19 protein-coding genes are annotated in these 23,046 nt (G+C 72.8%); 4 read left to right on the forward strand and 15 right to left on the reverse strand.

Features of this window, described 5'->3' with window-relative positions; translation table 11 throughout:
- Window positions 1-6: 6 nt before the first annotated feature.
- A complete protein-coding gene (locus C1701_RS09385) occupies window positions 7-3,327 on the reverse strand; it encodes an AfsR/SARP family transcriptional regulator (protein WP_103055819.1) in 3,321 nt (1,106 codons plus the stop codon).
- 149 nt (window positions 3,328-3,476) lie between these two features.
- Window positions 3,477-6,035 (reverse strand): ATP-dependent Clp protease ATP-binding subunit, encoded by a 2,559-nt coding sequence (locus C1701_RS09390; RefSeq protein WP_026417601.1) that lies wholly within the window; start codon window positions 6,033-6,035, stop codon window positions 3,477-3,479.
- 559 nt (window positions 6,036-6,594) lie between these two features.
- Here C1701_RS09390 and C1701_RS09395 point away from each other — a divergent pair.
- Window positions 6,595-7,479, forward strand: coding sequence for a (2Fe-2S)-binding protein (locus tag C1701_RS09395; protein WP_026417602.1), 885 nt, complete (start codon window positions 6,595-6,597; stop codon window positions 7,477-7,479).
- A 100-nt stretch (window positions 7,480-7,579) separates the two neighbouring features.
- Here C1701_RS09395 and C1701_RS09400 read toward each other — a convergent pair whose 3' ends face one another.
- The 3 genes from C1701_RS09400 to lysS all read right to left on the reverse strand — a co-directional run bounded on the left by C1701_RS09400 (window position 7,580) and on the right by lysS (window position 11,122).
- On the reverse strand, window positions 7,580-8,431 hold the full coding sequence (locus tag C1701_RS09400) for an ABC transporter ATP-binding protein (RefSeq protein WP_103055820.1): 852 nt from the start codon (window positions 8,429-8,431) through the stop codon (window positions 7,580-7,582).
- Window positions 8,432-9,134: 703 nt separating this feature from the next.
- Window positions 9,135-9,485: a histone-like nucleoid-structuring protein Lsr2 gene (locus C1701_RS09405; protein ID WP_016700451.1), complete on the reverse strand. Its 351-nt coding sequence runs from the start codon at window positions 9,483-9,485 to the stop codon at window positions 9,135-9,137.
- A gap of 173 nt (window positions 9,486-9,658) precedes the next feature.
- Window positions 9,659-11,122, reverse strand: coding sequence for a lysine--tRNA ligase (gene lysS, locus C1701_RS09410; RefSeq protein ID WP_051313594.1), 1,464 nt, complete (start codon window positions 11,120-11,122; stop codon window positions 9,659-9,661).
- Between the two features lie 114 nt (window positions 11,123-11,236).
- On the opposite strand from lysS, the gene C1701_RS09415 reads away from it, so the two are divergent.
- Window positions 11,237-12,016, forward strand: a complete 780-nt coding sequence (locus tag C1701_RS09415; protein ID WP_026417605.1) for a class I SAM-dependent methyltransferase — start codon at window positions 11,237-11,239, stop codon at window positions 12,014-12,016.
- A 34-nt stretch (window positions 12,017-12,050) separates the two neighbouring features.
- Here C1701_RS09415 and C1701_RS09420 read toward each other — a convergent pair whose 3' ends face one another.
- The 5 genes from C1701_RS09420 to C1701_RS09440 all read right to left on the reverse strand — a co-directional run bounded on the left by C1701_RS09420 (window position 12,051) and on the right by C1701_RS09440 (window position 16,667).
- Window positions 12,051-12,836 (reverse strand): type III pantothenate kinase, encoded by a 786-nt coding sequence (locus tag C1701_RS09420; RefSeq protein ID WP_026417606.1) that lies wholly within the window; start codon window positions 12,834-12,836, stop codon window positions 12,051-12,053.
- 43 nt (window positions 12,837-12,879) lie between these two features.
- A complete protein-coding gene (gene panD / locus C1701_RS09425; RefSeq protein ID WP_026417607.1) occupies window positions 12,880-13,365 on the reverse strand; it encodes an aspartate 1-decarboxylase in 486 nt (161 codons plus the stop codon).
- 34 nt (window positions 13,366-13,399) lie between these two features.
- Entirely contained in the window at window positions 13,400-14,317 is a 918-nt protein-coding gene (panC, locus tag C1701_RS09430) for a pantoate--beta-alanine ligase (RefSeq protein WP_026417608.1), read from the reverse strand.
- Window positions 14,314-15,279 (reverse strand): Rossmann-like and DUF2520 domain-containing protein, encoded by a 966-nt coding sequence (locus C1701_RS09435; protein ID WP_051313477.1) that lies wholly within the window; start codon window positions 15,277-15,279, stop codon window positions 14,314-14,316. The genes panC and C1701_RS09435 overlap by 4 nt, the downstream gene beginning before the upstream one ends.
- Before the next feature lie 152 nt (window positions 15,280-15,431).
- Window positions 15,432-16,667 (reverse strand): PrsW family intramembrane metalloprotease, encoded by a 1,236-nt coding sequence (locus tag C1701_RS09440; RefSeq protein WP_372493016.1) that lies wholly within the window; start codon window positions 16,665-16,667, stop codon window positions 15,432-15,434.
- A 151-nt stretch (window positions 16,668-16,818) separates the two neighbouring features.
- On the opposite strand from C1701_RS09440, the gene C1701_RS09445 reads away from it, so the two are divergent.
- Both C1701_RS09445 and C1701_RS09450 read left to right on the forward strand, forming a co-directional pair.
- The gene (locus tag C1701_RS09445) at window positions 16,819-17,859 is read left to right on the forward strand and encodes an SAM-dependent methyltransferase (RefSeq protein WP_103057010.1); all 1,041 of its coding nucleotides are present in this window, start codon (window positions 16,819-16,821) and stop codon (window positions 17,857-17,859) included.
- A 168-nt stretch (window positions 17,860-18,027) separates the two neighbouring features.
- The gene (locus tag C1701_RS09450) at window positions 18,028-19,188 is read left to right on the forward strand and encodes an NADH-quinone oxidoreductase subunit D (RefSeq protein ID WP_337662209.1); all 1,161 of its coding nucleotides are present in this window, start codon (window positions 18,028-18,030) and stop codon (window positions 19,186-19,188) included.
- A 10-nt stretch (window positions 19,189-19,198) separates the two neighbouring features.
- Here C1701_RS09450 and C1701_RS09455 read toward each other — a convergent pair whose 3' ends face one another.
- From C1701_RS09455 to folP, 5 genes are all read right to left on the reverse strand, one after another.
- Complete coding sequence (locus tag C1701_RS09455) at window positions 19,199-20,584, reverse strand: DUF6779 domain-containing protein (RefSeq protein ID WP_103055822.1); 1,386 nt, start codon at window positions 20,582-20,584, stop codon at window positions 19,199-19,201.
- Between the two features lie 153 nt (window positions 20,585-20,737).
- Window positions 20,738-21,220 (reverse strand): DUF3180 domain-containing protein, encoded by a 483-nt coding sequence (locus C1701_RS09460; protein ID WP_030106754.1) that lies wholly within the window; start codon window positions 21,218-21,220, stop codon window positions 20,738-20,740.
- A gap of 43 nt (window positions 21,221-21,263) precedes the next feature.
- Window positions 21,264-21,764, reverse strand: coding sequence for a 2-amino-4-hydroxy-6-hydroxymethyldihydropteridine diphosphokinase (gene folK / locus C1701_RS09465; RefSeq protein ID WP_103055823.1), 501 nt, complete (start codon window positions 21,762-21,764; stop codon window positions 21,264-21,266).
- A complete protein-coding gene (gene folB, locus C1701_RS09470; RefSeq protein ID WP_103055824.1) occupies window positions 21,764-22,141 on the reverse strand; it encodes a dihydroneopterin aldolase in 378 nt (125 codons plus the stop codon). Before folB ends, folK begins: the two co-directional genes overlap by 1 nt.
- Window positions 22,138-22,962, reverse strand: a complete 825-nt coding sequence (gene folP, locus C1701_RS09475; RefSeq protein ID WP_035291504.1) for a dihydropteroate synthase — start codon at window positions 22,960-22,962, stop codon at window positions 22,138-22,140. Before folP ends, folB begins: the two co-directional genes overlap by 4 nt.
- Window positions 22,963-23,046 lie beyond the last annotated feature (84 nt).

Below are 23,046 nucleotides of genomic sequence, written 5' to 3' on the forward strand. Positions count from 1 at the left end.
CGTACCTCAGCCGAGGCCGGGAGCGTCGGGCAACGACCCCGGCCTCCCGGCCCGCAGCACCTCCTCGGCCTTCGCCTGGCCGAGGCTGGCCGTCGACCAGAAGTGGTGGTGCCACTCGTCGTCCCCCAACGCGGCCCGCACCCCCTCCCGCACCCGGCGCAGGTCGGGGTTCCCCTCGTCCAGGGTCCCCCGCAGCGCGTGCGACACGCCCAACAGCCGGGCGGCTCCCGCCGGATCGCCCGTTCGCAGCGCCACCTCGGCGTGGATCTCGGCGGCCACCGAGATCATCGGACGTTCGTAGGGGCGGGTGAAGCGGGCCAGCACCTCGTCGGCGGACGCCCTGGCGGCACCCGGGCTGCCTTCCCCCAGCGCCAGCAACGCCTCCTCGAGCATCACGAGGCCGACGAACTGCTGGGAGAGCTCGTGCCGCTGGACCCGCAACCGTGACCTGGCCCTCGCCAGCTCCTCCCTCGCCTGGACGTGGTGCCCCCGATGGCGGTGCACCTGCGCGAGCAGGCACCGCGCCCCCGCCTCCAGGCTGGAACGCCCGGCGCGGAGCGAGGCGGCCAACTGCTCGCGGATCTCCCGTTCCCCCTCGTCGAGCCGGCCGGCGCGGATCTTCTCCTGGGCCATGCACACCCGCACGTGGACGATGTCGGGCTCGGCACCGAGTTCCGTGACCAGCGCCAGGATGCGCTCGCCGGTGCGCAGCACCGCTTCGTGGTCCCCTTCGAGGGACTGCTGGACGAGCTGGGTGAACAACGCCCGGCTGGTCCCCCAGCGATCGCCGACGGCGGTGAGGGCCCGGACCACCTCGTCCCCCGCCGCCCGGATGTCCTCGAACCGCCCCTCGATCTCCAGCAGCAACAGCCGGTTCAACTGGGTGATGGCCCGCGCCCAGGCGTCCGGTGAGGCGGACGCCCTCGCCAGGCTGGCATGGGCGGCCTCCGGCCGCCCGGCGTAGAGGGCGAGCACCGGCTCGATCATGATCAGCACCGGGTATCGCAACATCGCCTCCGTTTCCCGGCAGGCCCGGTGCAGCTCGCCCCAGTCAGGTCCCACCGCTTCGGCGAAGGTCGCCCGGAGGACCGCGTGCATCGCGCGGAGCGCCGCGCGGGCCGCGGGGTCGGTCGCTGTCCCCTCGACATCCGCTTCGTCGGCGACCCGGAGGATCTCCGCGATCCGGGCGGCGGCCTCCGGCTCGTTGGCGAAGAGCCACCAGTACCAGCCCAGGGCGATGCCGAACTCGAGCGCGAGGTCCGCCTCACACGTCTCCACCGCCCAGCGGAGCGCGGCGTGCAGGTTGTCGTGCTCGGCGTGGACCGCCGCGATCGCCGTGAGCTGGTCCTGGCCCCGCAGCAGGCGGTCGGCCCACTGGGCGAGCCGGAGGTGGTACCGGGCGTGCGTGGCCCGGAGCCGGCCGTCCTCCCCCGCGTCCCGCAACCGCTCCGCCGCGTAGGCGCGGACCGTCTCCAACATCCGGTACCGGCCGCGGCCGGCGTGGTCGTCGACGATGTCGACCAGCGACTTGTCCACCAGCGAGGTGAGCAGGTAGAAGATGTCGTCGGCGGGCAGGTCCTCGCCGGCGCAGATCTCGGTGGCCGACTCCACGGTGGCGGAGTTGGCGAACACCGCGAGCCGCCGGGCCAACACCCGCTCCTGCGGCAGCAGCAGATCCCAGCTCCACTCCACCACGGCGCGCAGGGTGCGGTGCCGGGGCAACGCGGAGCGGGCGCCGGCGGCGAGCAGGCGGAACCGGTCGTCCAACCGGTCGACGAGTTGGCGGAGGGTCATCGACCGCAGTCGGGCGGCGGCGAGTTCGATCGGCAGCGGGAGCCCGTCGAGTCGGCGGCACACGTCAGCGACCGCCTCGACGTTCTCGTCGGTCAACCGGAACCCGTGCGACACGGCGGCTGCCCGGTCGGCGAAGAGCCGGACCGCCGGCGACTGGCGGATCTCGGCGTCGTCCGCCCTGTCGTCGGGAACACCCAGGGACCCGATCTGGCACAGGGCCTCCCCTGGCACGACCAGGGCTTCCCTGCTGGTGGCGAGCACCCGGAGCCGGGGACACCTGGCGAGCAGGTCCGCGACGAGGGGGGCGACCGCGTCGACCAGGTGCTCGCAGTTGTCCAGCACGAGCAACGACGGCCGGCTGGCGAGCACGTCGACCAGTTCGACGATGGGCTGCCGCCACCCCGCCTGCGCGGGCATCAACGCGGTCTTGCGGACATCGAGGGCGTTGACCAAGGCGTCCACCAACTCGGCCGGGTCGCCGACGGGAGCGAGTTCCACGAAGACGGCCTCGCCCGGGTCTCCCTGGTCGTCCGGCCCCGAGGAGGGGGCCGGGGTGCCGATCGCTCCGACGAGCTCCGTCGCCATCCGGGTCTTCCCCGCACCGCCCGGCCCCACCAGGGTGACGAGCCTGGACCGGTCGAGGAGTTCCAGGGCGACCTCGAACTCGGCCTCCCGCCCGACGAAACTCGTGACCGGCACCCGAGGTCCACCACGCGACCGCCGCGCGGGTGGGAGCTCGCGGCGCGTCCCGGCAGCGCTCGACACCTCGCGTTCGGTCTCCGAGCTGGGCCGGTCCGACCGCAGCAGGCGGAGGTGCAGGCCCCGCAGGGCAGGTGAGGGATCGACACCGAGCTCCTCGGCGAGGGCGCGGCGGAGACGGTCGTAGGTGGCGAGGGCGTCCGCCAGCCGTCCGACCGTCGCGAGGGCCTCGATCAGCGCGCCCGCCAGTCGCTCGCGCAGTGGCCACTCACGCACCAACGGCTCCAGCCCGCGGACCACCTCGGCGAAGTCCCCCAGAGCGGACCGGGCCTCGGCCCAGTCCTCGGTGAGGGTGAGGCGGCTCTCGACCAGCTGGTGGCGGGCCTCCTCGACGAAGGGCAACGGCGGGAGGTCCGCCAGCGGCCGTCCGCGCCAGCACGACAGCGCCTCGGTGAGGCTCCGCGCCGCGCCGGCCGTCTCCCCGGCCCTGGCCGCCGCCCGGCCGCGAGCGGCGAGCCGTTCGGCGCGCGGGATGTCCACGTCGCTCGGGTCCAGGTCGAGCCAGTAGCCGCCGCCTCCCGACCGGATCGCCTCCGCCGCCCCGTGCGGTCGCAGCGAGCGGCGTAGTCGTGCGACCAGGGTCTGGACGGCGTTCGCGCCTCCCGCCGGAGGATCACCAGCCCACAGGTCGGTCAGCAGGGTATCCACGGGTACCGAGCGCCCGACGTCGAGCGCCAGCCGGACGAGCAGCACCCTGAGCAAGCGACCGCCGATCTCCGCGACGCCGCCGTCGCCGGTGCGCACCTCCAGCGTTCCGAGCATCGCCACGCGCATGGGGCCAGCCTGTCATGCGCCGCCCACCACCCGACCCCCGCCGCTCGGGGGCGGCGACGTTCGCGAGGCAACGAGGAGGCCCGACCCACCGCATGCGGGAGGCCCCGCCGACGGGTGTCGGCGGGGCCTCCTCCGGCCTCGTGCCGGGATCAGTCGTTCTCGGTGTCGTTCTGGTTCTCGGTGCTGGACCCACCCGAGCCGGACAGCTCCACCGGCGGCGAGTCCGGGACCTCGACCGGCTTGGTCTCGCCGCGGAAGACGAAGCGGGCCTCGTCGTCGCGCTTGTCCTCGCCGTCCCAGCCCTCGACGTCGGCGATGATGATCTGACCCGGCTGCAGCTCGCCGAACAGGATCTTCTCCGACAGCTGGTCCTCGATCTCCCGCTGGATCGTCCGCCGCAGCGGCCTGGCACCCAACACCGGGTCGAAGCCCCGCTTGGCCAGGAGCTTCTTGGCCTTCTCGGTCAGCTCCAGCGCCATGTCCTTGTTCTTGAGCTGCGTCTCGACGCGGGTCACCATCAGGTCCACCATCCGAACGATCTCGGACTCGGTCAGCTGGTGGAAGACGATGATGTCGTCGATCCGGTTCAGGAACTCCGGGCGGAAGTGCTTCTTCAGCTCGTCGTTGACCTTCTGCTTCATCCGCTCGTAGTTCGAGCCCTGCTCCCCGCTGCCGGAGAACCCGAGGCCCACCGCCTTGGAGATGTCCTGCGTGCCCAGGTTGGAGGTGAAGATGATGACGGTGTTCTTGAAGTCCACCGTCCGGCCCTGACCGTCGGTCAGGCGGCCGTCCTCCAGCACCTGGAGCAGCGTGTTGTACACCTCCTGGTGCGCCTTCTCGATCTCGTCGAACAGCACGACGGAGAACGGCTTGCGGCGCACCTTCTCGGTGAGCTGCCCGCCCTCCTCGTAGCCGACGTAGCCGGGAGGAGCACCGAACAGCCGCGAGGCGGTGTAGCGGTCGTGGAACTCGCCCATGTCGATCTGGACGAGCGCGTCGTCCTCACCGAACAGGAAGTTCGCCAGCGCCTTGGACAGCTCGGTCTTCCCCACACCGGACGGCCCGGCGAAGATGAACGAGCCGGAGGGGCGCTTGGGGTCCTTCAGCCCGGCCCGCGTGCGGCGGATCGCCTGGGAGACCGCCTTCACGGCGTCCTCCTGGCCGATGATCCGCTTGTGCAGCTCGTCCTCCATCCGGAGCAGGCGGGTGGTCTCCTCCTCCGTCAGTTTGAAGACCGGGATGCCGGTCCAGTTGCCGAGGACCTCGGCGATCTGCTCGTCGTCGACCTCCGCCACGACGTCCAGGTCACCGGACTTCCACTGCTTCTCGCGCTCGCCCTTCTGCGCGAGAAGCTGCTTCTCCTCGTCGCGCAGCCTGGCGGCCCGCTCGAAGTCCTGCGCGTCGATCGCGGACTCCTTGTCCCTGCGGACGTCGGCGATCTTCTCGTCGAACTCGCGCAGGTCCGGCGGCGCCGTCATCCGGCGGATCCGCATCCGGGCGCCCGCCTCGTCGATCAGGTCGATCGCCTTGTCCGGCAGGTAGCGGTCGTTGATGTACCTGTCGGCCAGGGTGGCCGCCGCGACCAGCGCGGAGTCGGTGATGGACACGCGGTGGTGGGCCTCGTAGCGGTCCCGCAGGCCCTTGAGGATCTCGATGGTGTGGTCCAGCGAGGGCTCGCCCACCTGGATGGGCTGGAAGCGGCGCTCCAGCGCCGGGTCCTTCTCGACGTGCTTGCGGTACTCGTCGAGGGTGGTGGCGCCGATCGTCTGCAACTCACCCCTGGCCAGCATGGGCTTGAGGATGCTGGCGGCGTCGATCGCGCCCTCGGCGGCGCCCGCTCCGACGAGCGTGTGCAGCTCGTCGATGAACAGGATGATGTCGCCCCGGGTGCGGATCTCCTTGAGCACCTTCTTCAGGCGCTCCTCGAAGTCACCCCGGTAACGGGAACCGGCGACCAACGAGCCCAGGTCGAGGGTGTAGAGCTGCTTGTCCTTCAGCGTCTCGGGAACCTCGCCCCGCACGATCTGCTGGGCCAGCCCCTCGACGACGGCGGTCTTGCCGACGCCCGGCTCACCGATGAGGACGGGGTTGTTCTTCGTCCGGCGGGACAGCACCTGCATGACCCGCTCGATCTCCTTGTCCCGGCCGATCACCGGGTCCAGCTTGCCCTCGCGGGCGCTGGAGGTCAGGTTGCGACCGAACTGGTCGAGCACCAGCGACGAGGACGGGGTGCCCTCACCACGACCGGCGGTCTCGGCCGGCTCCTTGCCCTGGTAGCCGGACAGCAGCTGCAGCACCTGCTGGCGGACGCGGTTGAGGTCCGCGCCGAGCTTCACCAGCACCTGCGCCGCCACGCCCTCACCCTCGCGGATGAGGCCGAGCAGGATGTGTTCGGTACCGATGTAGTTGTGGCCGAGCTGCAACGCCTCCCGCAGCGACAGCTCCAGCACCTTCTTGGCGCGCGGCGTGAACGGGATGTGCCCGCTGGGAGCCTGCTGACCCTGGCCGATGATCTCCTCGACCTGCTGGCGCACGCCCTCCAGGGCGATCCCCAGCGACTCCAGCGCCTTGGCGGCGACACCCTCACCCTCGTGGATCAGGCCCAGGAGGATGTGTTCAGTGCCGATGTAGTTGTGGTTCAGCATCCTGGCCTCTTCTTGGGCCAGGACGACAACCCGCCTCGCGCGGTCGGTGAATCTTTCGAACATTCGCACTCCCTGACAGCGGCGACAGCGGCTTCCAACTCGCCCCAGGCAGTGACACGCAGCCCCACTGGCGCTCTGCGACGAGGTCGGCACCCTACGACCACTGTAGTAGGCATTCTCGCTGCGGCGTGCTTCCGTTAGCTCCGGAAAGCGGCCGTCACACGTCCGACAGCGGGTTCAACGGGCCGGGGCCGCCCTGAATTCCTGGTCACGCTGGGTTGTGCCGGCTGTCCGCCCAGAGCGAACACGCGGTCGCCACCGGCGCGCGCGTCCGACCTCGGGTGGCCCGAGCCGCCGCTCGGTGCCCTGGCGGACCCGCCGTCCCGGCCCGACTCCCGGCGGGGAGCCCCGTGCCGCTGGACCCCGGCGAACGCGCTGGCGGTACCGGGTCGCGCACCACGCCACCCCTCGGGGATAAGGTTAGGCAACCCTGCCCCGGCCGCCGGGCGGAACCGAGGAGGAACAGCCGGCCGCCGGGTACCCGGGAGGACAGGGCCAGAGGAGACGAGGAACCCATCGGGTGAACCAACACCAGGTGGCGGAACGAGCCGGAGGTGACGTCGTGAGCATGCTCACCCGCGTCCGGGCGGGTCACCGGAGCGCTCCGCCCGCCCCCGAGCCCGGCACGACGATCGCCCACTCCATCGAGGCGACGCGGGCTCCCAGCTGGATGGCCCTGCGCTTCGGCGCCCCACCGGAGGAGGGGGAGACGTGGGTCGGCTGCGCGCGGGCGCTCGCCGACCCCGGGTTCTTCCCGTCCTGGCAGGCGCGGCTCGGCGACTGGCTACGGGAACGTTTCGGTGAGTCCCCGGACCGCACGACCTCCGGGTACCTGATGAGCTGGTACCTGCACGCACCGGGGTTCCTGGCCGGCATGCTCTTCCACACCGCCCGGCGGGTTCCGCACCTCCGGCCGGCGGACCTGGCGTTCCGGCTCGCGGACTCCCGCCCGCACGTCGACGGCGTGGCCCTGCTCAGCGAGGGGTTCGCCTGCCTGCCCGACGACCCGGCGGCCGGTACGGCGCGGGCCACGGTGGTGGCCGACGAGCGGGCGCTGGCCGCGCTGCTCCGCGCGCGCTTCGTCGACCACGCGGCCCGGTTCGTCACGGCCTTCGCCCCCCACACCCGGCTCGGTCGCCGCACCCTGTGGGCCGCCGCGACGGACGTGCTCGACACCGCCCTCTGGAACGCGGGGCGGCTGGGTGGCGACGAGGGGGCCGGCGTCGGCGACGCCTCGCTGGTGCTCGGGTGCTCGGACACCGACCCCCTCACCTCGGGGTCGACCCTCTACTCGGTGACGGGCGAGGACAACGGCCAGCACTGGACCCGACGCCGGCAGAGCTGCTGCTTCCACTACGCGCTCCCCGGGGTCGAGCGGGCCTGCGTGACCTGCCCCCGGGTCTCCGACGCGGAACGGGCGGACCGGGTCCGCCGGGGTGGCGACTGAGGAGGTACCCGGCTGGGGAGCGGTGGCCGTTCCGAACCGGCGGTCGTGACCGTTCCCCACCCCCTGAAGCTCGGGATGCGCTCGGGCCCGGCCGGTGGCGCTAGACGGTCGTGCGATGGCGTGCCCCGACGGGCACCACCAGCGGCGTCCCGGACACCGGGTCCTCGATGACCCTGGCGTCGAGCCCGAAGACGTGGAACAGCAGGTCCTCGGTGAGCACCTCGGCCGGTTCCCCCTCGGCGACCACCTCACCACCGCGCATCGCGACCAGTCGGCGCGCGTACCGGGCGGCCAGGTTCAGGTCGTGCAGCACCATCACGACCGTTCGTCCCCTGGTCGTGTGCAACCGCTCCACCAGGTCGAGCACGTCGATCTGGTGCGCGAGGTCCAGGTAGGTGGTGGGTTCGTCGAGCAGGAGCAGCTCGGTGCCCTGGGCGAGCGCCATCGAGATCCACGCCCGCTGCCGCTGCCCACCCGAGAGTTCGTCGAGGGCCCGATCAGCCAGCCGCTCCATCCCCGTCATGCGCAGCGCATCGGCGACCGCCTCCTCGTCGGCGGAGGACCACTGGCGGTACCAGGACTGGTGCGGGTGCCTCCCCCTGGCCACGAGGTCCGCCACGGTCAGGCCGTCCGGAGCGGTCGGTGACTGCGGGAGGATGCCGAGGACCCGGGCCACCTCGCGAGTCGGTAGCCGGTCGATCCGCTTCCCGTCGAGGAGGACCGTGCCCTCGGCCGGGGTCAGGAGCCGGCCCAGCGCCCGGAGGAGGGTGGACTTCCCACACCCGTTCGGGCCGATGACGGCCGTCACCGTGTTGTCGAGCACGTCCAGGTCCAGGTCGTGGACCACGACCCGCTCGCCGTAGGACAGCCGCAACGACCGCGCGCCCAACCGGGCGTCCGGTGGACCAGGTCGGTCATGGGAACGGGGCCGCGCCGGGACCGGCCTGGTCATGCTCCCCCCTCCCGGACCCCGCCACCGCCTCCTCCGGCGACAGCGACCAGCCGTCCCCGAGGGGTGGACGCACCTCGCGCGTCCCCGGCGTCACACCGAGCCGGCCGAGGTAGCTCGTGGCCGGGTGCCCCCCGCACCGGCGAAGCCGCGAGCCGGGTGCTCCGGCCCGCTCCACACCGGGATCGGTCGACCGGCAGGGCGCCCACGGCGGTGGTCCCACCCGCGCCAGGACCCGCGAGCTCCTCCGTGTTCACGCGGGACTCGGCACCGACCAGGAGTCCGGAGGCGGCGCGGGCGGTGGGGAGGCGGCGCCGCCGGCCCCCGACCCGCCCACTCCGGGGAGTTGGGGGACCGACTGGCCCCTCGGCCGGGGTCGACGTGCCCCGATGCCCCGGTGCCCGCACGCCGTCTGGCGCGTGGGGCCCCGTTCCGACCAGGACCAGCCTCGGTCGGACGGCGTCCACGACGGCGACAGCCGGCGGCGGGCTACCGCCGCGGGTGTCCGAGGTGGACGTGGCGTGCGCCCGTTCGCGAGTGGACGCGACCGCCGGCGTCCCCCTCCCGCCCCACCTCATGCAGCCCCCAACCCAGCCGACGTCGTTGGTGAGGCGAGCCTAACCGAACACCACGGCCAGGTGGAGCGCGCTTCGCCCCAGCGGGCCCGTGGAGCAGGGCCGCTGGGGCGGTCGACCTCCGGTGGCGATCAGTTGGCCTTGTTGTAGGCCTCGAGCACCTCGGCGGGGATCCGGCCCCGGTCCGAGACCTCCATCCCCCGCTTCCGGGCCCACTCCCGGATCGCCTGGTTCTGCTCGCGGTCCGCGGTGGTGGTGCTTCCGTTGCTCCTGCCGGCGGGCGCCCGACCAGCGGAGCGACGACGACCACCGGAACGCCGGGCGCCCTGGACGTAGCTCGCCAGCGCGTCGCGGAGCTGCGAGGCATTGTTCGACGAGAGGTCGATCTGGTAAGCGACACCGTCGAGTGCGAAGTCAACGGTCTCCTCGGCCTCGCTGCCGTCGAGATCGTCGACCAAAGTGACGGTTACCTTCTGCGCCATAGTCCTCGTCCTTCCCCAAAAGCTCGCTCAAGGCTCAGGCCCGCCCTGGGCCAGCCCATGCCGGTTCCGGGACCAGTTCCCGACCGGTAGCGACGATCAAAATACCGGTCGCTGTTCCCACAATACTAACGCGTTTTCGGCAGGACGCACTCCGCCTAGCGAGTTCCGCTGGTTCATTCAGGGCGCACGAGCGGGAAGAGGATGGTCTCTCTGATGCCCAGTCCGGTCAAAGCCATCAACAGGCGGTCTATCCCCATTCCCGTGCCGCCGCTGGGGGGCATTCCGTACTCCAGTGACCGCAGGAAGTCTTCGTCCAACTGCATGGCCTCCTCGTCCCCGGCCGCCGCCAGCCTGGACTGTTCCCGCAGCCTTTCCCGTTCCACGACCGGGTCGACCAGTTCCGAGTAGCCGGTCGCCAGCTCGAAACCCCGCACATACAGGTCCCACTTCTCGGCGACCCCGGGCTTGTCCCGGTGCTGCCTGGTCAGCGGGGAGGTTTCCAGCGGGAAATCCCGGACAAAGGTCGGCTCGTGCAGCGCCGAGCCCACCAGGTGCTCCCACAGTTCCTCGACGAGCTTGCCGTGGCCGAGCTTCGCCCCGCCGCCGGCGAGGTCGAGTCCGTGGGAGGCCGCCAACGTCCGCAGTCGCTCGGCGGGGGTCTCCGGGGTGACCTCCTCCCCCACCGCCTCGGCGAGGGACTCGTACATCGTCAGCGAGGCCCACTCACCGGACAGGTCGTACTCGGAACCGTCGGCGAGCGTGACGACCTGGGTGCCGAAGACCCTGGTCGCCGCCTCCTGCACGAGCTCGCGGGTCAGGACGGCCATCGTGTCGTAGGTGCCGTAGGCCTCGTAGAACTCCAGCATGGCGAACTCGGGCGAATGCGAGGAGTCGCTGCCCTCGTTCCGGAAGTTGCGGTTGATCTCGAAAACCCGCTCGATTCCGCCGACCACGCACCGCTTCAGATACAACTCGGGGGCGATCCGCAGGAAAAGGTCGATGTCGAAGGCGTTCGAGTGGGTGAGGAACGGCCGGGCCGCGGCCCCGCCGTGGAGGGTCTGGAGCATGGGCGTCTCGACTTCGAGGTAGCCGCGCTCGTGAAAGGACTCGCGCAGGGAGCGCACGACGGCGGACCGGGTGCGCACGGTCTCCGCCGCCTGCCGGCGGACGATGAGATCCACGTAGCGCTGCCGCACCCGGGTTTCCTCGGCCAGGTCCTTGTGGGCCACCGGCAGCGGCCGCAAAGCCTTGGAGGCCATTCGCCATTCGTCCACCAGGACGGACAACTCGCCCCGGCGGGACGTGATGACCTCGCCGGAGACGAAAACGTGGTCGCCCAGGTCGACGTCGGCCTTCCAGGCCGACAAAGCCTCCTCCCCCACCTGCTTGAGGCTGACCATTGCCTGCAGTTCCGCGCCGTCACCAGCACGGAGCGTGGCGAAACACAGCTTTCCGGTGTTTCGGAGGAACATGACCCGGCCGGCGACCCCGACAATCCGCCCAGTCGAGGTATCCGGGGCGAGATCGGGATTCTCCGCGCGCACCTGCCCGAGGCCGTGCGTGACGGGGAGCGAGACCGGATACGGCTCAATACCGCTCGCAAGCATCCGCTCCCGCTTCTCGCGGCGCACGCGCATCTGCTCGGGAAGGGTGTCCTCGCTGGTCACAGTGTCATTGTCCGGCTGCCCGTTCACGGGGGAACAGACTACGTTCCTTCCCCCCAATACCCCCAACCGGATACCATCCTCGGAGTGGATCACGTTGCGGTCGGCTCAGCCGACGATCGACGCTCGGACGCCGCGCAGGCCGGTTCCTTCGGGCAGGTGGCCCAGGACTACGCCGAGCACCGACCCGGCTACCCGGACCTGGCGGTGCGCTGGGCCCTCGAGCCGGTCCTGTCCAGACCCCACGTCGCCGTGCTGGACCTCGCGGCGGGCACGGGGAAGGTGACCCGGTCCGTGCGCGGGCTCGCCGCCGAGACCGTCGCGGTCGAGCCGGACCCCCGGCTCCGCGCCGAGTTCACCCGGCGGGTGCCGGGCGTGCGCGTCCTCGACGGCAACGCCGAGGCCCTACCCCTGCCTGACGCCTCCGTCGACGCGGTCACGGTCGGCCAGGCCTTCCACTGGTTCGACGCGCCGAGGGCGCTGGACGAGATCGCCCGCGTCCTGCGGCCCGGCGGGGTGGTGGCGGCGCTCACCAACTACAACGACGACCGGCGGGAGTGGGTGGCGGGTCTCCAGCGCACCGGGATCCCCAGCCCGGGAATCAGCGAGGAGGACCCGGACTACGTCCCGGCGCACCCGAGGTTCGCGCCCGTGGAGACCGCCCGCTTCGAGCACGCCCACCGCCGCACGGCCGAGTCACTGGTCCAGATGATCTCCACCCACTCGTGGGTACTGGTCCAGGACCCGGACGAGCGAGAACGGATGCGGGCCGAACTCCGGTCCTACCTCGCCGGGAGGCCGGAGACCCGCGAGGGTGAGTTCGACCTCCCGCAGATCGCCGTCGTGAACCGGGCGGTCCGCCGCTGACGGGCGGCCGCCCGGCTGACGAGTGGGCACCGGCTCAGTGCACGTTGCGTTCGTAGAACAGCCTGAGACCGACCAGGGTGAGGTCGGGGACGTGGTGGTCGATCGTCTCCGTCTCCCCCACGATGAGCGGCGCCAGTCCCCCCGTCGCGATAACGGTGACCGGTGTGTCCCCACCCGACCTGAGTTCACCCACGATGCGGCGCACCAGGCCGTCGACCTGGGCCGCGAAGCCGTAGAGGATGCCGGACTGAAGGCACTCGACGGTGTTCTTGCCGATCACCGCCCTCGGCCGGACGAGCTCCACCTTGCGGAGCTGCGCCGCGCGCGAGGCCAGCGCGTCCACCGAGATCTCCATCCCGGGCGCGAACACGCCGCCCAGGAACTCCCCCTTCTCGGAGATGACGTCGATGTTGGTCGAGGTTCCGAAATCGACGACCACGCAGGCGGTCCCGTACAGGTGGTGCGCGGCCAGGGTGTTCACCACCCGGTCACCGCCGACCTCCTTGGGGTTGTCCACGAGCAGCGGGACACCGGTCCGCGCCCCCGGCTGCACCAGCATCCGGGGCACCGACGAGTAGTACCGGCCCAACATCACCCGGAGTTCCCGGAGCACCGCGGGCACCGTGGACAACGCGGAGACGCCGGTGATGCGATCCGCGTGCTCGCCCAACAGCCCCCGCATCGTCAGCGCCAGCTCGTCGGCGGTCATCCTGGCGTCGGTACGCATCCGCCAGTCGCGCAGCAGCGTGGCGTCCGCCCCTCGGCCGGTGTACAGGCCGAGCACGATGTTGGTGTTACCGATGTCGATGGCAAGCAGCACCGGTTGCCCCTTCTCCCTCATCCACGGCTACGAGCGGTCTCGCTCAGCCCTCGGTCTGGAGCGGCGCGTCCGACCGCGCCGCGTCCGCGGTCTCCCCGGGCTGGTCCTCGGAGCCTCCCGCCACGACCGCCCCAGACCGCAACCCGTACCCCTCGGGCACTCCGGCGGGGTCGCCGTCCTGTCGCAGCACCCGGTTGTCGCCGTCGACGAAGAGGACCCTCGGCGGCCGGGTCCTCGCCTCCTCCTCGTCCATCACGCCGTAGGCGATCAGGATGACGATGTCGCCGACGTGCACCAGGTGCGCCGCGGCGCCGTTGATCCCCAGTACACCCGTGCCGCGCTCACCCGGGATGGCGTAGGTCTCCAGCCGTGCGCCGTTAGTGACGTCCACGATGGTCACCAGTTCACCCGGAAGCAGGTCCGCCGCCTCCATCAGATCCTCGTCGATGGTCACCGAACCCACGTAGTGCAGGTCGGCCTGGGTGACCGTCGCGCGGTGGATCTTGGACTTGAGCATCGTGCGGAACATGGAGGTGCCCTCTCTTTCCTGCGGTCGGCTCGGTTCAGCTGGCGAACGTCGTGCCCGAGGCGGTGTCGTCGGGCCGAGACAGCACGAGTGGTGCGTTGTCGATCAGTCGGACGTCACCGATCCGCGCGGCGACCAGCAGGCGGGCACTGCCCTCCTCGGGCGCCGGTTCCAGGTCCGGCCCGCGAAGCTCCAGGTAGTCCACGTCCAGCGCGGGTTCGGCCGCCAGCACCTCACGGGCGGTGGCCAGCGCGGTCGCCGCACCGGCGCCGGCGGTGTGCACGGCGGCGGTCAGCGCGGCGGAGAGGGCGACGGCCGCCGCGCGTTGGTCCTCCCGCAGGCGGGCGTTGCGGGACGACAGCGCCAGTCCCCTCGGTTCCCGTACGGTCGGAACGCCCACCACGGCCGTGTCCAGGTTGAGTTCGCGCGCCATCCGCCGCACCAACACCAGCTGCTGGTAGTCCTTCTCCCCGAAGAACGCCACGTCGGGCCGCACGATGTTGAACAGTTTCGCGACGACGGTGAGGACGCCCTCGAAGTGGCCGGCCCGGGCCGCGCCCTCCAGCTCGTCACCCAGCGGGCCGGGACGCACGCTCACCGAACGGCCGTGCGGGTACATCCGCTCGGCGGTCGGGGCGAACACCAGCTCGACGCCCTCGGACCGGCACACCTCCAGGTCCGACGCGAGGTCCCTCGGGTAGCGGTCGAAGTCCTCGCCGTCACCGAACTGCAACGGGTTGACGAAGACCGACACCACGGTGACGGAGTTGGGCACTCGACGGGCGTGGCGGATCAGCTCGCGGTGACCGGCGTGCAGGGCACCCATCGTGGGGACCAGCGTCACCCGCCGGCCGGCGGCACGCAGCGTCCTGGTGACCTTCGACAACGCCTCCACGTCGGTGTGGGTGGTCAGCTCACCGGGGCGGAACGGGCGGGCGGCGGGATCGGTCGTCATCGGTCCTCCTCGTCGAGTGACGTCCGCACGTCGTCCGCCACGTGGGGCGGCAGGAGACCGGCCCGCTCGGCGCGATCGGCGGTCCGCGCTGCCAACAGCCGGTAGGCGGGTTCGACCTGGGGCGCTGCCTCGGAGAGGACCTCCAGGTGCCGGCGGACGGTGCCGACGTCACCCCGCGACACCGGGCCGGTCAACGCGCGGTCCCCGTGCCGGAGGGCGTTGTCGAGAGCCGCTCCGAGCAGCGGCCCGAGGAGACGGCCGGACTCCCGCACCCCGCTGGACTCGAGGAGCTCCAGGCAGTCACCCACCAGCGTCATCAGGTGGTTGGCCCCGTGGGTGAGCGCCGCGTGGTAGAGGGGACGAGCCTCCTCTGGCACGCGAACGGGTTCGGCTCCGAGCTCCACGACGAGCGCCTCGCCCACGTGCCAGCCCATTCCGCCGGCCGTGCTGGTGCTCGGCTCGTCGGGTTCGCCGGCGGCGGCCGTCACCGCCACCGAACAGGTGGCGAGCCGTTGCAGGTCCTCGGGACGTCCGGTGAACGTCATGGCGGGGTGCAGCGCCACCGGGAGCACCCCGACCTCGGCGGCGGGACGCAGGACCGACACCCCCAGCGCGCCGGACGTGTGGGCCACGATCTGCCCCGGACGCAGCGACCCGGTCGCCACGAGACCGCGCACCAGCCCGGGGAGGACGTCGTCGGGAACGGCGAGCACCACGAGGTCGGAACGCCGAGCCACCTGGTCGGGTGGTAGCAGGGGAACATCGGGGAGCAGTTCCTCGGCCCGGCGGCGCGAGGCCGAGGAGACGGCCGAGGCACCGACGACGACGTGCCCGGCCTTGGCGAGGGCGGCGCCGAGCACGGCGCCGACGCGTCCCGCCGAGATGACTCCGGTCGCCAGCCTGGCTGGCCGACCTCCGAGGCTGGCATCCTCGCCAGCGGCCCCCGGGACCACAGCGCTCATCGTGCGCGACTCCTTCGTTGTGTTCCAGTCCCGACTCCCGTCGGGTACCGGACAGCCGCGAGGGTAGCCGCTGGGAGGAGCCCGGTCCTCGGTCGGGTGAGCAGCTTCACGCCGGCCCCGTGCGGCGCCGCTCCCCGCTCCCCGATCAACGCTCAACGCCGGGGGCGGGTCCCCCTCCGCCTCTCGGCGTGGGCGGCCCTGGTCGCGGCGCTGCGGACGAGGCCGTCTCGGACGGCCTCGGCGCGGGCGCCGAGCAGCACCCCGACCGCCTGCGCCTGCCGTCGCGCGGCGTTGGGCACCGGGAGCCCCTGGGCGACCCGGTGCCGGAGGAACGCGAGCTCGGTGACCGCGTGCTGGTACTCGCGGACCGCGCGGGCGGCCTCCGCGCCCGCCCGTTCCCGCACCGCCTTCCGCCACGCCTTCCGGCTGGGCAGGCTGGAGAGCAGGGTCACCTCGCCGGGGGCGATCCAGCCCTCCTCGGCGAAGCCGGGCAGTTGGGCGACGACGGTCCGTTGTTCCCGGCGTCGTTGCCACAGCACGAGCACCAGCGTCGCCACGAAGATCGGCACCATGACGACGAAGTAGGTGTCGACGAAGGTGGCGCCGCCGCCCAGCGTGGCCGCTCCGTTCCACACCGCGTGCAGCAGGACGGCCAGGACGTATCCCACGAGCAGCGCCGTCGTTCGCACCCACTTCTTCCTCGACCCGGCCGCGATACCGACCCCGATGCCCACCATGGCGCTGAACAGCGGGTGCGCGAAGGGGGTGAGGATGCCCCGCAGCACGAAGACGGCGACGATACCGCCGGTGAGGTCACCGAAACCGCCCTCGCGGAAGGCCAGGCCGAAGTAGTTGATGTTCTCGGTGAAGGCGAACCCGATGGCGGTGACACCGGAGTAGACGATGCCGTCCACGATCCCGTCGAACTCCACCCGGCGGCGGAGGAAGACCCCGACGACGAACAGCGCCTTGGCGGCCTCCTCGACCAGGGGCGCCGAGATCACGGCCGCGACGACGTCACCACCTCCCGTTCCGAGCAGGGACTCCCCGACGACCTCGGCGGTGTTGTTGATCAGCAGGGCGCACCCGGTGGCCCCGCACGCACCCCACACGAACGCGGCGAGCAGCAGTTTCGGCGGTTCCGGCTCCCACCGGTCGATCCACAGGAAGGCCGCCAGCACGGGGCCGACCGGGAGCAGGGCCAGCAGGGCACCGACGATCACCGGGACGAACCCGACCCTGGCGGTGGCGACGCCGAGCAGGGCGAGGCCGGACACGCCCAGCAGCACGAGCACGACGACCGGCCACAGCAGGACCCGACGTCGCTCCAGGCGCGCGCTGGTCAGGTGCCGAACCGGCGTCCGCTCGTCGATCGCCACGCCGCCCACCTCGCGCCAGGGCCGGCGGCGAGCGCCCGGCCGGTAGTCGAAGGACACGGCCTCCGGTCCTGGCCGTTCCCTTCCGAACCTTATTGGCGTTGGGCCGCTCGCGCCGCCGGGTTCCGCCCAGCCGAGGGCACCGCTGTCGGAGACTGTGCTGATGCTGGACTGGGAGCTGGCCTGGTCCCGTGCGCTCTACGGCCCGAACGGCTTCTTCGCGCGGGGCGAACGGCCCGATGGGCACTTCCGCACCTCCCCCCTGGTGGGGCCGGCCTTCGCCGAGGCCGTGGTGACCCTGCTCGACCGAGTGGACCACGCGCTGGGCCGGCCAGCCCGGGTGGACTTCGTCGACGTGGGGGCGGGTGGCGGCGAGCTCGCCGAGGAGGTTCGGGAACGGGCCCCGTCCAGGCTCGCGGACAGGGTGGTCGTCACCGCCGTCGACGTGGCCCCGTCGCCCGCATGCCGGGTTCCGGGCGTGGTCTGGCGCTCCACGCCGCCGCGTCGGGTGGTCGGCCTGGTCGTGGCCAACGAGTGGCTGGACGCCGTTCCCTGCCCGGTGCTCGTGCGACGCGGCGGTCGGTGGCGCCGGGTCGGGGTGGATTCGGCGGGTCGGGAGGCGGTGCTCGACCCCGTGGACGCCGCCGTCCGGGCGTGGCTGGGGCGCTGGTGGCCGATAGGTCGGCGCGCGCGGGGCGGCGCGGAGCTCCGGGCGGAGGCGGGGACACCTCGGGACCGCGCGTGGACCTCGGTGGTGCGCGGGGTCCGGGCCGGGGTCGCGGTGGCCGTCGACTACCACCACCGGCTGGCCGACCGGCTCGCCGGTCGGGTGGATGCCGGAACCCTCGCCGGCTACCTGCGCGGACGACGGGTGGCCCCGATCCCCGACGGTTCCCGCGATCTGACGGCCCACGTGGCGCTGGACGCGTGCGCGGCGGCCGTCCACGCCGGGGTCGGGGGGCCGCTGCGCACCACGTTGACCACCCAGCGGCGGGTGCTCGCCGACCTCGGTGTGGTCCGCGCGGCCCCGTCGCCGTCGCTGGCGGCCACCGACCCGTTCGGCTGGTTGGACGCCGCCGCGCGGAGCGGAGGCGTCGCGGAACTGACGTCTCCCGAGGGGCTCGGGGGCTTCGGCTGGTTGGTGCACGAGGTGGCCCTCCCCGTGCGGGTGCTGGCGTCCGGGGACCGGAGCCCGGTCCACTGAGGCGCGCGCCCGGGCGAGGCTCCGGACCGCCGCGAGGGGCACCGGGCCGACCGGTGCGTCGAGGAGGGCCGGGGAGCCCTCGTCCGATGCCCCGAGCCACCTCGCGTCCCGGGTCCCCCTCCCGACCACCGGGAGGGCGGGCGGGGGTGGCGGTGCGAGCATGGGCGCGTGTCTGACCAGATGACAGTCGGCGTCGGCGCGGGAGCCGCCCACCTCGGGGTGGACCGCGTGGTGGACCTGGGTCCCCTCCACCCGGCGGCGCACGGTGCCTACCGGCTCCGGCTCGCGGTGTCGGGACCCGCCGACGACCCGGTGATCACCTCCGCCACCCCGCTCGTGGGGCACCTGCACCGGGGTGCCGAGAAGCTCTTCGAGGTCCGCGACTACCGGCAGATCCTCGCCCTGGCGAACCGGCACGACTGGCTCGCCGCCTTCTGCAACGAGATGGCGGTGGCGATGGCGGTGGAGCGGATGCTGGGCATGACGGTGCCCGACCGGGCGAGCTGGTTGCGCACCGCCTTCTGCGAGTTGAACCACGCCCTCGCCCTGGTCGTGTTCCTCGCCCCGGTGGCCGAGGCGGGTGGCCGGGGACCTCGGCACGTAGCCGCCCGGGATGGACTGGTCAGGGCGCGGGAGTCCGTCCAGCGGGTCCTGGAGGAGGCGGCGGGCGGACGCATCCACTTCATGGCCAACCGCGTCGGCGGGCTCCGCGAGGACGTGCCGGCTGGGTGGCGGGACGGAGTCCGCGCCGCATTGGACGTGGTGGCGAGGGGGCTCGACGCCGCCAGGTCGGTGACGGTGTCCGACGGGGACTTCCGACACCGGCACCGCGGGCTCGGCGTCCTGACGACGGGTGCGGCCCTGCGGCTGGGTGTGACCGGCCCGGCGGGTCGGGCGGCCGGCGTCGACCTCGACCTGCGGCGGGACGATCCGGGACCGGCCCACGCCGAGCTGGGCGTCACCCCCCGGCTGGGGACGCGGGGCGATGCCCTGGACCGGGTGGAGTGCATGCTCGACGACGCGGACCAGGCACTGCGGCTGGTCCGCTCCTGCCTCGACCGGCTGCCACCCGGGCCGGTGAACCTGCGGCTGCCCAAGGCGGTCAAACCACCCGAGGGGTCGGTCTACGTGTGGACGGAGGCACCGCTGGGGGTCACCGGCGTCCACCTGGTGTCCCGGGGCGACCGGACCCCCTGGCGGCTGAAGTTGCGGACGCCGTCCTTCAACAACGTCCAGGCGCTCTCCCCGCTGCTGGTCGGCTGCCGGGTGGCCGACCTGCCGACCGTGCTCGCCTCCTTCGCGGTGGTCGTCGGGGACATCGACCGCTGAGCCGCCGTGGTCAGTTCCCGCGCCGACGGCGGCGGCGCGGTTTGTCCTCCCCGTAGGCGGCCAGCAGCTCGCTGACCGACCGGCCCGAGGCGTGCGCTCCCGCGTCCTCCGGCTCGGCGGGCGGTTCGCTCGCACTCTCCCTCGGTCCCGGGGTCGTCTCCTCGGCGACGTCGGGCTGCCAGGCGTCCACCGCCTCCCAGGCCGGGGTGTCCTCGACTGCCTCCGCCTCCGCCGCGGCGGCGACCGGCTGCGCCTTCGGGGGCGCCGGCGGCTGCGCCCGGCGCGGCCGCTGCGGGCGGGGGAGCTGCCGGGTGGCCTCCTCCCGCTGTTGCCGCTGTTGCCGCTGTTTGCCCTGCGGGGCACGCCGAGGGGCGGGGCGGGCCACCGTCTCCGGCTCCGCCGGCGGGCGCGGCGCTGGTCCCCGCCCTCCTGGTCGGCCGGGTGGGCGCGGCGGGCCACCGGCGGCGGACCGGGGGTCCTCCCCGGGCTCGAGTGGCCGGGCGGGATGGGGGACGCGGGTGGTAGCCGGATCCGGGCCGGCGGGTGGCTGACGCTGTTCGGCGGGGACGGGGGGTTCCCCTCGGGGGGAGCTGGGTGCCGGCTGGGGCCGACGCGGCCCGGGCGCTCCGCCCCGGGGGTGGTCCGGGTTCGGGGGCGGCGGGCCCTGGTCGTTCGGGTGTCCGGCGGGTGCCGGGCCGCCACGCGCCGGCCTGCCCGGCGCGGGAGGACGACCCGTCGGAGCACCCCCGATCACCTGGGTCCGGTCGGCGGGAGCGGGAGGCGGGTTCCCCTGGCGGGCCTCGGGATCGGGCTCGACCTCGGCGGCGTCATCGACCGTCCGCGCACCGACGGCCAGCGCGCGCACGGGAGGGTTCTCCTGCTCACCCGAGGAGATCACCCGCCCGCCCTGGTCGGACAGGGAACGCACCCTGGTGGACTCGGCGCGGAGCGCCACCCGTTCGACGAGGACGTCCCCGCCCAGCAGGGACTCCAGGCCGCGGCGCAGCGTCTCCAGCTCCCGCTGGAGACCGGCCAGCTGTTCCTGGGACTCCGCTCGCAGCTCGTCCTCGACCTGCCGGCGGGTCTCCGCTTCCAGGTCGAGTTCGTACTCACGACGCGCGGCTACCTCACGTTCCAGCTCCAGCTCGTAGACCCGCCGCAGTTCCTCGGACTGGTCCGCCCGCTCGGCAGCCTCCCGCCGGTACCGGGCGGCGGCGAAGGCACCGAACAGCGCGGCCCACAGTCCCGCGACGATGCCCAACCGCAGGAGGCGGGCGTCGTCGCTGAGCAGCAGCAGCACCGTGGCACCGAGGGCCAGCGCACAACCGCCGATCCAGAGAACGGGACCACGGCCGACACGGTTCCGCTCGTCATCCGAGCCAGAGAGGCCGCTCATAACGCCACACGGTACCGGTCGGTAATCGAACCGAGACCTGTGGCAGGGGGCCGCTCCCACGACCTCGGACGAGCGGGAGGACCCGCCGACGGGGGGTTCGTGCCGGCGGGAACGGGGGCAGCGTCCTGCCTCCGGCCGCACGGCGGTACGCGCCTAGTCGTCATGGTTGTTCCGGTCCTCGTCGGAGTCGGGGTCTTCCGGCGCTCGGCAGCAGTGCTCCAGCCAGAGGGCGGCCGCCGCGAGCAGTACCGCGCAGGCGATGCCGATCAGCGACGTCACCTGGTCCCCAGCCGCGGCGTCGAAGTCGCCCCGGTGCGGTGAGACGTACAGCAACACGGCCAACCACGCCCCGAGCATGATCACACCCAGCAGCGAGGACGCCTTCGCCAGGGCCACCGCACGCGCCGCGAACAGGGCGAGTTCCCGGGGAACGGCGCCTCGCCGGTCCCGCTCACGCACCCGGACGCGGATCGAGAAGCCCAGGACGGCCTCCACCGCACCGATGAGCACCAGGGTGGCACCGGCGAAGGTCGGCAGGCGGGGCAGCGACGAGTAGAAGAGGGTGAGCAGCAGGTAGACAACGAGCAGGCTGCCCAGTCCCACGGCCAGCAGGTCGCGGGCCCTGGTGAATCTCATCCGCCCGCCTCCTTCATCCTGGTCGTCGCACGGCCCCAGTCTCTCAACGCCCGGCCGCTCCGCGCAGATCCAGGTCCGAGCGGACCGCGACCCCCGCCCTGGACACGCTCCGCAGCAGTTCCCGCACGGGTCCGTGCCCGGGCAGGACCGCCTCCGGTTGGACGTCGAACCACGGCACCAGCACCGACGCCCGACCCGGGGTGCCGGGGTGGGGCAACACCAGCTCCGGGTCCTCCGACCGGACACCGTCGACGGTCACCACGTCCACGTCCAAGGTGCGCGGGCCCCACCGGACGGTGCGCTCCCGCCCAGCGGCCTCCTCCAGCTCCCGAGCCCGGTACAACCAGCCCCACGCGTCCACCCCGGCGTCGTCGACCACGACCACGGCGTTGAGGAAGTCCGGCTGGTCGGTCACTCCCCACGGGGCCGTCTCGTAGACGGGGGACACGGCGACCACGGCCGCGCCGAGCCCGGTCACCGCGGACCGGAGGTGCGCGAAGCGGTCGCCGAGGTTCGAGCCCAGCGAGAGCACCGCCCTGGTCACTAGGCTCCCCGGCCGCCGCGCCTCGACCTGCGGACGGTCACGGCGACGTCGTCGAACGGCACCGCGATCGGCGCCGAGGGCTTGTGGACGGTGGCTTCGACGGCGTGGACCCGCCGGTCGGCCATCACCTCGTCGGCGATCTGGGCGGCCACCCCCTCGATCAGGTTCCTCGGGGGGCCGCCGACGACGGCGACGATCCGCTCCGCCAGCGCGCCGTAGTCGAGCGTGTCGCGGAGATCATCGGTGGCCGCCGCGCCGGAGAGGTCCACCCACACGGTCAGGTCGACGACGAAGTCCTGCCCGTCGCGCCGCTCGTGCTCGAAGACCCCGTGGTGTCCCCGCGCCCGGACCCCCGTCACCCTGATGCGATCGGTCACCGCGCACCCCCGGCACGCCAGGCCCGCTCCACGGTGATGGCGTCGAGCGAACCGACGACGTCGTGCACCCGCACGCCCCACGCCCCGGCCGCGGCCGACAGGGCAGACACCGTCGCGGTGGCCACCTCGCGGCCGGCGGGGGGGCGGGGGGTCCCGTCCGGGTCGGCGAGCGCGGCTCCCAGGAACCGCTTCCGCGAGGCGCCCACCAGCACCGGGAACCCGAGTTCCAGCAGGGCGTCGAGCCGGTTGAGCAGTGCCCAGTTGTGCTCGGCGTTCTTGGCGAACCCCAGGCCCGGGTCGAGCACCAGGGACTCGGGGGCCACGCCGGCCGCCACGGCCTCGTCGACCCGGGTGAGGAGCTCGGCACGCACGTCGGAGACCACGTCCTCGTAGCGGGCCAGGCTGTTCATGCCCTTGCTGTGGCCCCGCCAGTGCATGAGGATCCAGGGGGCTCCCGCCTCGGCGACCACCCTGGCCATCCCGGGGTCGGCCAACCCACCGGAGACGTCGTTGACGACGGCCGCGCCGGCGGCGAGCGCGGCCTCGGCGACCGTCGCCCTGGACGTGTCGATGCTCAGGGTGACGCCCAGAGCCGCCAGTTCCCTGATCACCGGTACGACCCTGGCGATCTCCACGTCCGCGTCGACGCGGGACGACCCTGGCCTGGTGGACTCGCCGCCGATGTCGATGATGTCGGCTCCCTGGCGGTGCATCTCCACCCCGTGGTGGATCGCCTGCGCCTGGTCGAGGTAGCGGCCACCGTCGGAGAAGGAGTCAGGCGTCACGTTCAGCACGCCCATCACGGCACAGCGGCCCGGCATCGGCAGCACCCGTGGAACGTGGTGCGTCTCCTGTACTAACACGGCGGATCGCTCCTCAGCTCGATGTCCGACCTGCCGCCATTC

The sequence above is a fragment of the Actinoalloteichus sp. AHMU CJ021 genome (assembly GCF_002895405.1).
Lineage (GTDB): Bacteria > Actinomycetota > Actinomycetes > Mycobacteriales > Pseudonocardiaceae > Actinoalloteichus_B > Actinoalloteichus_B caeruleus.

Coding starts and splice junctions, on each gene's coding strand:
- folP (WP_035291504.1), bottom strand. CDS start 22,962: ATGCCGGGCCGCTGTGCCGTGATGGGCGTGCTGAACGTGACGCCTGAC.
- C1701_RS09400 (WP_103055820.1), bottom strand. CDS start 8,431: ATGACCAGGCCGGTCCCGGCGCGGCCCCGTTCCCATGACCGACCTGGT.
- C1701_RS09460 (WP_030106754.1), bottom strand. CDS start 21,220: ATGAGATTCACCAGGGCCCGCGACCTGCTGGCCGTGGGACTGGGCAGC.
- C1701_RS09385 (WP_103055819.1), bottom strand. CDS start 3,327: ATGCGCGTGGCGATGCTCGGAACGCTGGAGGTGCGCACCGGCGACGGC.
- C1701_RS09405 (WP_016700451.1), bottom strand. CDS start 9,485: ATGGCGCAGAAGGTAACCGTCACTTTGGTCGACGATCTCGACGGCAGC.
- C1701_RS09390 (WP_026417601.1), bottom strand. CDS start 6,035: ATGTTCGAAAGATTCACCGACCGCGCGAGGCGGGTTGTCGTCCTGGCC.
- C1701_RS09445 (WP_103057010.1), top strand. CDS start 16,819: ATGCTGGACTGGGAGCTGGCCTGGTCCCGTGCGCTCTACGGCCCGAAC.
- panD (WP_026417607.1), bottom strand. CDS start 13,365: ATGTTCCGCACGATGCTCAAGTCCAAGATCCACCGCGCGACGGTCACC.
- lysS (WP_051313594.1), bottom strand. CDS start 11,122: ATGCGCGTGCGCCGCGAGAAGCGGGAGCGGATGCTTGCGAGCGGTATT.
- C1701_RS09435 (WP_051313477.1), bottom strand. CDS start 15,279: ATGAGCGCTGTGGTCCCGGGGGCCGCTGGCGAGGATGCCAGCCTCGGA.
- panC (WP_026417608.1), bottom strand. CDS start 14,317: ATGACGACCGATCCCGCCGCCCGCCCGTTCCGCCCCGGTGAGCTGACC.
- C1701_RS09455 (WP_103055822.1), bottom strand. CDS start 20,584: ATGAGCGGCCTCTCTGGCTCGGATGACGAGCGGAACCGTGTCGGCCGT.